Consider the following 14,399-nt stretch of genomic DNA (forward strand, 5'->3'; position numbering starts at 1 on the left):
TGGTATAATAAGGGTATCATATAAGGGAAGTAGGCGACAAAAATATGACTGAACAGGATAACAGTATTAATCAAAGCTTAGATAAGGCATTGGGTCTTTTGGAATATTTTACTGCAGAAAATCATGTAAGAGGATTAAGTGAAATTGCAAGAATTTCATCTATTCCAAAGGCTACCGTGTACAGGCTCTTTAATACATTTAAAAAAAATGGATATCTGACGCGTGTAGACATAAGTGGAAAACAAAATCAATATAAACTGGGAATAAAATTTCTTGAATTAGGAGCAATTGCTTCTGAATCTATAAAGATTAAGGAATTTGCACTACCTTTTATGGAAAAGTTACGAGATGAATTGAATGAAGATGTGCAATTGGTTATGAGAGAAAAAAATTACGCAATCTATGTTGAAAAACTGATTTGCACACATCCTGTAAGATTATTTACAAAAACAGGTAGAACCGCATCATTAGCGGCAGGGGCTTGTCCAAGAGCCATTCTATCTTTCTTAGAGGATGGTGAGATCGCAGATTTATTAGAACGTGAACCACTAATAAAATATACAGAAAATACGGTAATGGAAAAGCGAAAATTATGGGAAATGATTCGAGAAAGTAGAAAAAATGGATATACTATCAGTTTTGGAGAAATGGAGCCTCAAACAATTGGTGTAGGCGCACCCATATTTGATTATACAAAAAAAGTTATTGCTGCGATTAGTACCGCAGGGCCAGATCAACGGTTTGGACAAGAAAAATTTGATGAAATCATACAAAAAACTAAAAAGACAGCGATGGATATTTCAAAAGCATTGGGATATATGGAATAATGAAGGTTTTGTATCTTCATTATTTTTTTTGCAAGAAGCTATCAAAAGTGTCTAAAAAATAACGGAATAATATGTTATAAATTGTAAAAAAATGAAAATGATTTATAATATTAGCAGTTTGTTTTTTCAACTATAAATATAGTAATAAGAAGAGAAAATTTTAGAAAAAGATGAAGGTTATAGTAGGGGTTTATAGCTATAGTCAAAATAATAAAAAAAATAAGACGAATGATGTTGATAATAGAGTATCAATATTTTTTTAGAATTATCAAAACAATCGAAAAATTATTATGGACATTCAAAATATTATATGGTACCATAAGATTACAAATATAAACCGATGGTCCATATAATGAAACGAAATTACAAATAAAATGGAGGTGTGAATATGTACAAAGTTGATCTAAATAGTGATTTAGGAGAAAGTTTTGGAAGTTATAAAATAGGATTAGATGAAGAAGTAATAAAATATGTTACTTCTGCAAATGTTGCCTGTGGATGGCATGCAGGAGATCCTTTAGTAATGGAAAAAACGATAAATTTGGCAAAAGAGAGAGGCGTAGGAATTGGAGCGCATCCAGGATATTTGGATTTAATGGGTTTTGGAAGAAGAAATGTTGCTGTAACACCTAAAGAAGTAAAAGTATACATACAATATCAACTTGGAGCACTTATGGCATTTGCAAAAGCTAACGGAGAGAAAGTTAAGCATGTAAAGCCTCACGGTGCTATGTATAATATGGCAGCAAAAGATAAATCATTAGCAAAGGCAATTGCTGAAGCTGTTTATGAAGTAGATCAAGAAATTATTCTCATGGGACTTGCAAACAGCGAAATGATTAAAGCTGGAAAAGAAGTTGGACTTAAGGTAGCGAACGAGGTATTTGCAGATAGAGCGTATAATCCAGATGCAACGTTAGTAGCAAGAAAATTAGAAGGTGCAGTGATCCATGATGCTGATTTAGCCATAGCAAGAGTTGTAAAAATGGTGAAAGAAGGAACCGTTACAGCGATAAATGGGGAAGAGATTAAAATAAAGGCCGATTCAATCTGTGTACATGGAGACAATCCAGAAGCTGTTGAATTTGTGCGAAAGATTAGATTGAAGCTTGAAGAAGAAGGTGTAGAAGTAACAGCTCTTTCAAATTTTATTGAATAGGAGGATAAAATAAATGAAACAAGAAATAAAAGAAAATGTAAAGAATGGACTTAAGCATAATACAGGGAATATGGGTGCGCTTTTAGGAGCTGCATTTATTATGGCAACATCAGCGATTGGACCTGGGTTTTTGACACAAACGGCAACATTTACATCCCAATTTGCAGCAAGTTTTGGATTTGTTATACTTGTTTCTGTGATTTTGGATATTGGTGCACAAGTAAATGTATGGAGAATTATTGGTGTATCAGGTATGCGTGGACAAGATATTGCGAATAAAGTTATACCAGGACTTGGTTATATTGTAGCAATACTTGTAGCGCTAGGAGGATTGGCATTTAATATAGGGAATATTGGTGGCGCTGCTTTAGGATTGAACGTTATTTTTGGATTAGATGTTAAGATTGCGGGAGTTATTTGCGGTATTGCAGGTAGTGCTATTTTCTTATCAAAAGATGCGGGACCCGTAGTAGATAAATTTACAAAAATATTAGGCGGACTTATGATTCTTATTGTAGGATATGTGGCAATTGTAACAAAACCACCTGTAGGAGAAGCGATTTTCAGAAGTGTAGCACCAGAAAATTTCAAATCATTAATTTTTCCAACGATCACACTATTAGGAGGAACTGTAGGTGGATATATTACATTTGCAGGTGGACATAGATTGATTGATGCAGGGATTACAGGAGAAAAGAATATAAAAGAAATTACAAAAGGTGCTGTAATGGGAATTACCATCGCATCTATCATGCGTGTACTTTTATTCTTAGCAATTCTAGGTGTTGTATCAAAAGGAATAGCGTTAGATCCTTCTAATCCAGCAGCTTCAGCATTTAAACATGGCGCAGGTATGATCGGATATAAATTCTTTGGTATTGTATTATTATCAGCAGGGATTACATCTGTTGTGGGTGCTGCCTATACATCTGTATCATTTTTAAAAACATTGCATCCAATGATTGAAAAAAATGAAAAACAGTGGATTATAGGATTCATTGCAGCGTCTACAGCAATTATGGCGATTGTAGGGAAACCAGCAAAATTATTAATCTTAGCAGGTTCATTAAATGGATTGATCTTACCACTTACGATTGGTGTAATATTATTAGCAGCGAGAAGAAAAGATATTGTAGGAGACTATAAGCATCCTACATGGTTACTCATATTTGGATTACTGATTGTAATTATAGCTGGATACGCAGGATTTGGGGCACTTAAAAATATGCAAATGCTTGTGCATTAATAAATCGGCATCTAGAGAAAATCTCTAGGTGCCATCAATCTTTAACGAGGAGGGGCCAATATGTATGAAGAAATGAAATATTTAACAGCAGGAGAGCAGGCAATCGTAATTGAGTTTGGAAATGAAATTTCTGAAGCCATTAATAGTAAAGTAAGAGCCATGATGATTGCAATAGATAAAAAAAATATAGATGGGATTGTAGAGATGACACCTACTTATCGTTCTTTGATGGTACATTATAATCCCCTAAAAATAGATTATGATAGTATATTAAAGCAGTTGAAAGATTTAGAAAACCAATTAGATTATATAGAGATTCCAAGACCTACAGTGATAGAAATACCTACTGCGTATGGCAACGAATTTGGACCCGATATTGAAAATGTAGCAAAGCACAATGGCCTAACAGTAGAAGAAGTAATAAAAATCCATACAGCTAAAGAGTATTTGATCTATATGCTTGGATTTACACCAGGATTTCCTTATTTAGGAGGAATGGATGAAAAAATTGCGACGCCTAGGCTTAAAACACCAAGAACGAAAATAAGTGGGGGTTCAGTAGGGATTGCAGGAAGTCAGACGGGAATTTATCCAATAGATAGTCCAGGAGGATGGCAATTAATAGGAAAAACGCCACTAAAATTATATGATGCATATAGAGATACACCCATTTTACTACAGGCAGGGAATTATATTAAGTTTGTTGCGATTGAAGAGAAAGAATATGTAAAGATAGAAGAAGCAATAAAAAATAATCATTACAAATATAATACATATCCAAAAGAAATGGAGGTGAAATAAATGAATCAAATAAAAATTTTAAATCACGGACTTCTAACATTAGTACAAGATGGAGGAAGATATGGCTATCAACAATTTGGGGTTCCTGTTTCAGGGGTTATGGATAGCTTTGCACACAGAATTGCAAATATTTTGGTAGGGAATGACGAAAATGAAGCCGTTTTGGAAATGACTATTGTAGGCCCACATATAGAATTTGAAAATGATTGTGTCATTGCTATTACAGGAGGAGACTTATTGCCTATTGTGAATGAAGCACCTATTCCTATGTGGGAAAGTATATATATAAAAGAAGGAGATCGATTGTCCTTTAGATATATGAAAAGTGGATGCAGAAGTTATATTGCCTTCTCTGGAGGTATTGACGTAGAAGTAGTTATGAGAAGTAAATCGACCTATATAAAAGGAAAAATCGGAGGACATGAGGGAAGACCTCTCAAGATAGGAGATGTACTTAAAATAGGAAAACCAAAAGAGAATTTGCATAAATTAAAAGGAAGGATTGTTCCCCCTAAATATATTCCTAAATTTACAAATACGATTGATGTACGTATAGTCTTAGGGCCTCAGAATGAATATTTTACAGAAAAAGGAATTAAAACTTTCCTTTCTAGCCCCTATGCTGTCACTAATGAATGTGATCGAATGGGTTTTCGACTTGAGGGAGAAACTATTGAGCATGTAAGCGGTGGAGATATTATTTCTGATGGAATTGCTTTGGGTGCTATTCAGATTCCAGGGCATGGAAAACCTATTATTATGATGGCGGACAGGCAAGCTACAGGGGGATATACAAAAATAGGTAATGTTATTCGCTCAGATTTATATAAAATAGCACAAGCAAAACCAGGAGATCAAATAAGGTTTAGCGAAATAAGTGTAAAAGAAGCGCAACAGATATTAAAGGAAGTAGAAGCAAAAATTATTGCTATTAAACAAGAATGTGTTGCCCGGGAAATTGTGTCTACAAAACAATTTCATTTAAAGATTAATGGAAAATCTTATGAAGTGAAAGTTGAAGAGGTGAAATAAAAAAGCTTTTGGAAATATTTCCAAAAGCTTTTTTAGTGGTGCGTTAGAATTTTTTGCGCTATACATACGGGTAAGGATAGTCCACGTATACCTAATCCGTTGAAGTCAATTTGCGCAATATCCCCATCAATAGATTTTATGATGCCTTTTCCAAATTTCTTATGTTCTACAAAAGAATCAATAGAAAATTCATGTGGAATGGATTCATGAACGGATTTACTAGGTGCAAATGTTCTTTTTATATGGGGAGAAGATTTCATACAAGTATTCACTTCTTCCACAAAAGGAGAAGGACGCATATATGAACCATCTTGGAAACTAGGGATTAAGAGTGATAATGATTTTCTAGCACGGGTCATGCCGACATAAAAAAGTCGTCTTTCTTCTTCTAAGTAGATAGATTTTTCTTCAGTAGAAGCATCTAGTTTAGATTTAGGAGGAAATTGGCCGTCTACTAAATCCATTAAATAGACACGATCAAACTCAAGCCCTTTTGAAGAATGGACAGTAGAAAGAATTATGGGTGTCATTTCTTTTGTATTTTTTGCATGAAGAATAATTTTTTTTAGTGTACTTAATCTTTCCATAAAATCAATGATTGAATCGGTTTTTGAAGCAATCATTTTTAATTGTGTAAAGAGAAACAGAACATTATCATAAGAATATTTGTGCCTTTGACAATTAGATTTTAAATATTTTTTATAAGCTAAGTTTTCTTCGATAAAACAGAGGGCATCTATAGGTTTCATAAGAGAAAGAGCATGAAAGTCTTTCTCTAGACGTTTTAGATTTTTCCTTTGAAAATCTTTTAAACCTGGAAAAAAGATTAAAGATTTGAATACAGAAATAGACTTTCCATGCTCTTTGATATAAGAAACGGCTATTTTTGAAATGTAACCATTCATTTTATAATAAATTCTTTCGAATGAATCTATATCATAAGGATTTAAAGATACATCTAAAAAAGCTAATAAATCTCTTGTTAGCCAATGATTGAAAAAAGATAGATTAAAAGCTTGTATAGAAAAAGGAATTTGATTTCTTTGTAATCGATCAATCAATGGAATAGCAGATAGATTATTTCTATACAATACAGCAGAAGTTGTCTTTGAACATGTGGATAATTCTTCTATTAGATAGTTTGTTTGATCTTCTTTATTTTGTGCTTTTAGAATATGAATAGGGGTATGTTCTTTATTGTCTGTATACATGTTTTTTACATATCTTTTTGTATTTGATTGAATAAATGTATTGCTAAGGGTGACTATTTCTTGAGAAGATCTGTAATTTTGTTCTAAAAAAAATGTTTTTGATTGTTTATAAGTTTTTGGGAAATGGAGTAAAGCTTCAGGATATGCTCCACGAAAACCATAAATACTTTGATCATCATCTGCTACCATAAATAAATTATTTCTAGGATAAGCTAACAACTCAATGAGCGCATGCTGTACTTTAGAGGTATCTTGTGCTTCGTCTACTTGTATATAGGGGTATTGATTTCTGTATTGATTCAATAGCGGTGCATTATTTTTTAGTATATTCAGTGCAAGGCTTAGCATATCATCAAAATCAATGAGTAAATGTTGCTTTTTATAATTTTCATAGTGCGTATAAATTTCCCTAAAGTTGTTGATTTCAAAGTCATATTGATGAAAATCTTCTGTAGCAATCATCATATTTTTTACAAAGCTAATACGACTTAAAAGTTCTTCGAGATTGTCTTCATTTAGAAAATCATGATTTACTTCTTGATAAATGTCTCTTAATAATGTATTTTTATGAATAGTAGCATGTTCTCCTTCAATAATGGTATATGCAAAGCCATTCATTTTTGCATAGCGACCAACAATGCGTAAGGCTAAACGATGGATTGTTGAAAAATACACATTTTGATGAATAATTTTTCCAAATACATCATAAAAACGTTTTTTCATATCTTTTGCAGCGAATCTGCTAAATGTTACAGATAATATATTGCTAGGATGAATTTTATGATGCAAAATTAAGTGGGCTGTTCTACAGATGAGGGTAGTTGTTTTTCCAGATCCAGGAACAGCTAATAAAAGAACAGGTCCATCTTTATGTAAAACAGCCTGTTTCTGTTGCGAATTTAGTTGAATGTTTTGTTGATTTTTTAGTATATGAAAAAATGAATCGTGCAAGATGAATGCCTCCCGTTAGCAAATATATAAAGATAAAAGCAATAGGTAAAGTATAGCATAGAAAAGGGTGGTTTTATAGCTTTAATAGATAATGAAATATTGAATGATATAGCTAGATTGTTTGATATATTCTTTTTTTATCATAAGGAATCTTCATTTTTTTAGTATGGCTAAGATGACAGCAAATATCATAGGATATTTGCTACTTTTACAAATATTTATTTTTAGAAAAGAATATAGGGTATTAAGAAGCATTTTTCACATAGATAAAATCGTATAAACAAGTACAAGGAGGTAGTGACAACGTTATGAAGAACGAAAAACAAGATTTTATGAAAGATATGGAATATATTGATGGCATTACGATTATTGATAGAAATGGAATTATACTATTTTCTGTGAAATTTAATCCATGGTTTCATCCAGAAATTATTTGTGGAGAAAAAGTACTTGGGAAAAAGCTGTGTAGTGTATTTACAAATATTGATGAAGATACGAGTACATTATTCAAAGCCATGGAGTTAGGAAGACCTATTAATAAAAAGAGGCAAAGGGTTGCAAACGTAGAAGGAGAAAAGATCGTTACGATGAACACATCTCTTCCAATAAAAGGGGATGGGAGAATTATTGGAGCAATTGAACTTTCAAAAGATATTACAAAATATAAAGATAAGAATATGCATGTAATTCAAATGAATTCGGAACTTCTTTCTCAAACAGATGAAATGGCAAAACATTTAGGACCTGATCGAGCGAGATATTGTCTTGAAAATATTATTTCTAGTAATACAAAGATGAACGAATTAAAATATTTTGTGAAAAAGATTGCAAATGGAAAGGCTTCTGTTTTTATTTATGGAGAAACTGGAACTGGAAAAGAATTGTTTGCACATGCCATCCATAATGAGAGTAATCGAAAAAAAGGGACCTTTATTACTCAAAATTGTGCGGCAATTCCTGAAAATTTACTTGAAAGTATTTTATTTGGTACAACAAAAGGCAGTTTTACAGGAGCGTATGATCAACCCGGTCTATTTGAATTAGCAGAAGGAGGAACGCTGTTTTTAGATGAAATAAATTCTATGCCGGTTAAATTACAAGCGAAATTATTAAGAGTACTACAGGATGGATATGTTAGAAGATTAGGAGATAGGAAAGAACGAAAAGTAGATGTAAGAATTATTTCTGCATCCAATATGAGCCCTAAGAAATCTATGAAAGAAGGATATCTGAGGCAAGATATTTATTACCGATTAGGGGTATTATCTATGCGTATTCCTCCTCTTAGGGAGCGAAAAGAAGATATTGAAATTCTATTAAACTTTTTTATACATAAATATAATAAATTACTGAACAAAACCATTAAAAAAGTATCCAAAGAAGTTTATGATACGTTAACCAATTATAATTGGCCAGGAAATGTAAGAGAACTTGAGCATATCACAGAATATGCTATGAACATGGTGGAACCAGTAGATGATAAAATAGAAATGGAACACATTGAGAATGTGATGAAACAAATGGAAGAAGAAGAAGAGATGGAGATTACAATAAAACCATTGAAAGAGGTTGTGTCTCAAATAGAAAGAAAGCTTATAACAATAACGATACAAAAAACAAAAGGAAATGTTTCAGAAGCAGCAAGATTATTAGAAATACCAAGACAGACCCTTCAAAAGAAGATAAACAATTATCATATAATTTAGACATGTAAGTAAGCTAGAATGGGTAAATTCTTTTGTGAGATAGGACATTGCATGAAGATTAGTATTTATTCGTGAATTTATGCTCAAAAAATAACAAATACTGCCCTAAAAATAACGAAAAAGCTATGTAAAATAAAAATTTTGCAGGCTTTTTTTACATATCATTCAAAAATATAGTGTCATTTGTATAATAAAACGATATTTTATATAGAAAATATATTGATTTTACTTGGATTCTAAAAGAAAAAAATGATTTGTAGTGGCATGGATATTGCAATAAATATAACAGTCAGGCATAGATCGTTCATCTCAAAAGGAGGAAATAAAAATGATTATTGGTGTATTAAAAGAAATTAAAAATGGAGAATCTCGTGTTATTATGACACCAACAGAGGTTGGAGAAATTATTGCAGAGGGTCACAAGGTGTTTATTCAGAAACAAGCAGGAGCAAATGCTGGTTTTGAGGATGAAGAATATATAGAAGCTGGCGCAGAAATTAAAAAAGATATTCAAGAAATTTATACAGAGAGTGATATGATCGTGAAAGTAAAAGAAATTGAGCCTATAGAATATGGATTGATTAAAGAAGGACAAATGATCTTTACTTGCATACATCCAGCTGCAAATAGAGAAGAGGTGGATGCTTTAATTGAAAGAAAAGCAATCGCATTTACAGCAGAAGATACCCATCGGTTTGGATCGCCAAACTGTGAAGTAGCAGGAAAATTAGGTGTATTAATGGGCGTATATCATTTACTTAGCATTAATGGTGGAAGGGGACAATTGATCTGTGGCATTGGTGGAGCACCGAGTGCAAATGTATTGATTTTAGGTGCTGGAATTGTAGGAAAAGGAGCAACCCAAATAGCAGCATCCTTAGGTGCTGGCGTAATATTAATGGATATCAACATTGGTGTTTTAAGACAATGTGAAGAAATTTTTCCTAAGAATGTACGAACGATGTTTTCAAATCAACAAAATATCAAGAAAATATTATCAGATGTTGATTTGGTTATCAACTGTGTAAAATGGCCAAAGCATAGAAAAGATTCTTTAATTACAAAAGACATGTTAAAACTTATGAAAAAAGGTTCTGTTATTGTAGATGTTAGTGCGGATGTTGGAGGAGCCATTGAAACATATAAGCCAACAACACATGAAAATCCTACTTATGTAGTAAATGATGTGGTTCACTATGGCGTAGATAATATACCAGGGGCCGCACCACACACAACTTCTATTGCTTATGCAGCATCAGTTTTTTCACATATAAGATCTATTGCCAATAATGGAATTATAGAAGCTTGCAGAAGAGATGGCTATTTAAGAAGAAGTTTAACTGTATACAAAGGGGTGCTTACCCATGAAGAAACAAGTGTAATTCAAGATAGAGCATGGACAACGCCTGAAGAAGTATTGGGACTAATAGATTGTGATGATTTAGATTATGTAGCAAAAGCAACAAATACAGTTGCAAAGAAAAAATAGTATAAAAAAATATTTTTGCTATAAAATAGAAAAAATATAAAGGAGAGATGTGAAAATGGAAGTAGGCGCGACAATGGGAATTATTTCTTTATTACCGGCTACAATTGCTATTATACTTGCTTTTAGAACTAGAAATACGGTGTTTTCATTAGCTGTAGCGATTTTTATTGGTGTTTTAGTTGCTGGAAAAGGTTTAATGGGCTTTCCTACAATCCTTAAAACTTCACTTGGAACTACAAGTTTTTCTTGGATCTTATTACTTGAATTATTTATTGGAATTGTGATTGCATTCTTTCAAAGAACAGGTGCGATTCAAGGATTTACAAAAATTATGGAAGATAAAAAATTAAGTAGAAAAAATGTGCAATTGACTGCATGGGTTATGGGAATGTTTGTTTTCTTTAGTGACTATTTTAGTCCATTATTTGTAGGTTCTACTATGAGAAGTTTATCAGATAAGGCAAGAATTTCTAGAGAAAAACTTGCATATATTGCAGATTCTACGTCAGCACCAGTGAGTGTTTTAGCACCTATTACTGGATGGGCAGTGTTTATTTCTGGATTATTAGTAGGTATGGGACCTGTAGAAAATGCTGAACAGGCAATGATGGTCTTTACAAGGGCAGTACCATTTAACTTTTATGCAATTATTGCAGTAATATTAGTGGGGTTATTTGCAGTAGGCGTTATTCCAGATTTTGGACCTATGAAAAAAGCAGAAAAGAGAGCATTAGAGGAAGGGAAGGTTTTAAGAGATGGAGCAGAACCTCTTATCGGAGAAGAATTAACAGATACACCTTCATATGAAGGCATTAAAACACATATATTTTTCGATTTTATATTTCCTGTATTAATCGTTGTTACCATTGCGATTGGAACATTTATCACATTAAAATCTGCAAAAACAATGGAAGCATTCTTAACAGCAGCAGTAGTATTAGGAATCATTATGAGAATACAAGGGGTTCCATTTAATGATATTATGAAAACAGCTATGTCAGGAATGAAAGGTGTTATGCCAGCAATTATTATATTAGCACTTTCTTATACAATCAATGCATTGAGTAAAGAGATGGGAACTGCAAATTATATCATTTCTGTAACAGAAAGTTGGTTAACACCCAATTTATTACCATTGATTACTTTTTTAATTGCAGCGACGATATCATTCTCAACAGGAACGTCTTGGGGAACATTCGCGATTGTTATGCCAATTGCAGCGCCACTAGCATTTAATTTTAGTGGAAATGAAGTGACAGTATTGGTACTTGCTACTGTTTCAGCTGTTGCAGGTGGAGGGGTATTTGGGGATCACTGTTCGCCTCTTTCAGATACAACAATCCTTGCCTCAACAGGAGCAGCAGCTGACCATATTGACCATGTAAAGACACAAATTCCATATGCACTCGTGGCAGCAGGTGTCGCTGCTGTTGTATACTTGATTATAGGATTTGTAGCTGTTTAAGATAAAAAATAAAGTTTTATGAATTGCAATAGATGAATGGGATGATTTAGTAAAAGAGAAATAAATATTTATCTTAAAAAATACATTTATATAGAATATATTAGTAAACCCTCTATGTGTCTCCACATAGAGGGTTTATTATGTGATAAGGGTGTCATCGTGAGGCAGAATCTGAAGGAAGTCGGATGGGTTTGCACGACAAATGATAGTATAGTCAAAGATTAAGATTCATAGTGCGTAGTATGTAGGATAGTACTTCTATACTATGTTACTTTATAAATCAAATTGGTATAATTTGTTTATAATTGATATTTTTAGAAAGAATGCGACAAAATAAGTTCTTGCGAATATGAATGATGGGTAAATTGTGATAGGGTGTGCGCGTATTTTGTTCATTTTTGTGTTGTGAGCATATGTGAAAGGAAGGATTGTTAGTATGAATAAATTTTGTAAGTGTATATGTTTAATAATTTGCTTTATGGTAAGTACAACAAATATTTCATTAGCAGAAGAAATTATCTATAAACCTAAAAATGTGGATATCATGTTTGTCATAGACTCAAGTTATTCTATGAATATAAATGATAAAAATAAAATAGCTACAAATATGATGAAGATGTTTATTGATACGCTTCCATCAAAGAACATCAATGTAGGATATGTAGCATATAATGATTCTGTTACAAATTTTTTAGAACCTATGCCTATAGAAACTTATAATCAAAGAAGTACTATGAAAAATAGAATTGAAAGCATAAGAAAAGCAGGATATTCAGATATGGGTCTAGGGTTGAAAAAGGGTTTTGAACTTATTACAGCTCATTTGAAAAACGATACGCAGCCTATTATGATTTTAATATCTGATGGTGAAACGTCATTATCTAGAAATAGTAATCGTACGATAAATCATTCTAATTTGGATATAAATGATGTTATTCATCAATCGAATCAAATCAATATGCCTATCTATACAATTGCACTCGAAGATGAATCTGAAAGAACGGATATTCTTACTGATATTTCAAAAAAAACAGGTGCTAAGACTTATATTGCTCCAACTTCTAATGATTTGATTGAAATATTTACTGGAATTTTAAAAACACACTTAATCTCTACGACCAAGCCTATTGTAGAAACTATTGGGACTGGAAAAAAGCAAGAAATAACGATCCCGATATTTGATTCACTAATTACTGAATCAAATATTTTATTGATATCATCTTCACCTATTAAGGACTATAAAATTTTGAATGCACAGGATTCTGTGTCTTTTGCAAAATCAGAATATTATTTTTCTGCTAAAATAGTAAATCCTTTGCAACAAGAAGTGAAACTAGAATTTATTGGGGATAAAAATGATACGATCAAGGGGTATTTATTGTCGAATTATGATATTAGTTTAAATTTAGATGTTCCTGATGTCATTTATAAAAATAGGCCGTTTACAATAGATGCATCCTTCATCAACAATACCAATAATGAATTTATTAAAGATACTACATTTTATAATAAAATAACACCTGTAATAACTTTAATAAATAATGATAATAAAATCAGCCTCCCTATAAATAGATTAAATGACAAAATACAAATCAATAATACTATCGGAAATAGTGGTAAATATATTCTTGATACTAATTTTAAGCATGAAAATTTTAATATTAAATTTAATGAATTAACCTTTGACGTTAGAAATAATCCTCCTAGCAGTGAATTTTTTGAAACTATTAAACTACCTATAATGTCTAAGAATAAGGTTTATCAATTAGATCAATATTTTCATGATCCTGATGGAGATATATTAACATATGAAATCATAAATACTGATACGGATAAATCAAATTTGAATATTAAAAATTCGGAACTGATAATAAATCATTCTAAACAAGGAGCGTATGAATTTACGATAAAAGCCAGTGATAACGAAGGCTTAAGCTTTACAACAAAACCAATTATGCTATCTATTATACCAAAACTACAGTATTATTATCGTATTGCTGTTATGATAACGTGCTTATTAATTGGAAGTATTTTATTTTTTAGCATATACAGAAAAATGAAGGCACCAAAACGCACATTTACAGGAAAAATAAATGGATATTTTATTAATTTAAAAGATAAAGAAGAGGTTCCACCTCTTACTATTTCTTTGTATAAATTTGAAAATAAAAAAAGAATTAGTTTGGAAGAAATGATTGTTTGCGCTCGGGTAGATAAACCTTTTTTAAATGCTAGTCAAATTTATTTTGAACCAGGATTTGATAAATCTATAGTTTTTTACAATAGCTCAGCTGCTACAGCTATGATAAACTCAGAAATTGCATGTAAAAATGTAAAATATACACTTAGATATAAGACTAAAATTTATATTACTTTTGAAGATGGCATATCCGAAATAGAGTTGCACTACAATAAAGCTAACCCTACTACTTGAACATAGACAGATTACTGAAAAGACCACAATTTATTATGGATTTTTGTACACTAATGCTGTTGAAAATCAAATGATAAT

The 14,399-nt window shown here is 31.8% G+C and carries 10 protein-coding genes; 9 read left to right on the plus strand and 1 reads right to left on the minus strand.

What is annotated here, in order from left to right; translation table 11 throughout:
- Positions 1 to 44: 44 nt before the first annotated feature.
- The 5 genes from EV214_RS13290 (at position 45) to EV214_RS13310 (ending at position 5,065) form a co-directional block, all read left to right on the plus strand.
- Entirely contained in the window at positions 45 to 827 is a 783-nt protein-coding gene (locus tag EV214_RS13290) for an IclR family transcriptional regulator (RefSeq protein WP_132246579.1), read from the plus strand.
- Positions 828 to 1,215: 388 nt separating this feature from the next.
- Entirely contained in the window at positions 1,216 to 1,986 is a 771-nt protein-coding gene (locus tag EV214_RS13295) for a LamB/YcsF family protein (RefSeq protein WP_132246581.1), read from the plus strand.
- Between the two features lie 13 nt (positions 1,987 to 1,999).
- Entirely contained in the window at positions 2,000 to 3,232 is a 1,233-nt protein-coding gene (locus tag EV214_RS13300) for an NRAMP family divalent metal transporter (RefSeq protein ID WP_132246583.1), read from the plus strand.
- Between the two features lie 60 nt (positions 3,233 to 3,292).
- The gene (gene pxpB, locus EV214_RS13305) at positions 3,293 to 4,033 is read left to right on the plus strand and encodes a 5-oxoprolinase subunit PxpB (protein ID WP_132246585.1); all 741 of its coding nucleotides are present in this window, start codon (positions 3,293 to 3,295) and stop codon (positions 4,031 to 4,033) included.
- Positions 4,034 to 5,065, plus strand: a complete 1,032-nt coding sequence (locus EV214_RS13310) for a 5-oxoprolinase subunit C family protein (RefSeq protein WP_132246587.1) — start codon at positions 4,034 to 4,036, stop codon at positions 5,063 to 5,065. It abuts the gene before it with no gap.
- A gap of 32 nt (positions 5,066 to 5,097) precedes the next feature.
- Here EV214_RS13310 and EV214_RS13315 read toward each other — a convergent pair whose 3' ends face one another.
- The gene (locus tag EV214_RS13315; RefSeq protein WP_132246589.1) at positions 5,098 to 7,227 is read right to left on the minus strand and encodes an ATP-dependent helicase; all 2,130 of its coding nucleotides are present in this window, start codon (positions 7,225 to 7,227) and stop codon (positions 5,098 to 5,100) included.
- 308 nt (positions 7,228 to 7,535) lie between these two features.
- Between EV214_RS13315 and EV214_RS13320 the strand changes: the two genes are divergently transcribed.
- The 4 genes from EV214_RS13320 to EV214_RS13335 all read left to right on the plus strand — a co-directional run bounded on the left by EV214_RS13320 (position 7,536) and on the right by EV214_RS13335 (position 14,321).
- The gene (locus EV214_RS13320; protein ID WP_132246591.1) at positions 7,536 to 8,933 is read left to right on the plus strand and encodes a sigma-54 interaction domain-containing protein; all 1,398 of its coding nucleotides are present in this window, start codon (positions 7,536 to 7,538) and stop codon (positions 8,931 to 8,933) included.
- 328 nt (positions 8,934 to 9,261) lie between these two features.
- Positions 9,262 to 10,422 carry an alanine dehydrogenase gene (locus EV214_RS13325; protein WP_132246593.1) on the plus strand — a complete coding sequence of 387 codons (1,161 nt, stop codon included), beginning with the start codon at positions 9,262 to 9,264 and terminating at the stop codon, positions 10,420 to 10,422.
- 55 nt (positions 10,423 to 10,477) lie between these two features.
- Positions 10,478 to 11,887: a Na+/H+ antiporter NhaC family protein gene (locus tag EV214_RS13330; protein WP_132246595.1), complete on the plus strand. Its 1,410-nt coding sequence runs from the start codon at positions 10,478 to 10,480 to the stop codon at positions 11,885 to 11,887.
- A gap of 436 nt (positions 11,888 to 12,323) precedes the next feature.
- Positions 12,324 to 14,321 (plus strand): vWA domain-containing protein, encoded by a 1,998-nt coding sequence (locus EV214_RS13335; protein ID WP_132246597.1) that lies wholly within the window; start codon positions 12,324 to 12,326, stop codon positions 14,319 to 14,321.
- Positions 14,322 to 14,399 lie beyond the last annotated feature (78 nt).

The organism is Marinisporobacter balticus, from assembly GCF_004345705.1.
In the GTDB taxonomy this organism is placed as follows: Bacteria; Bacillota; Clostridia; order Peptostreptococcales; family Thermotaleaceae; genus Marinisporobacter; species Marinisporobacter balticus.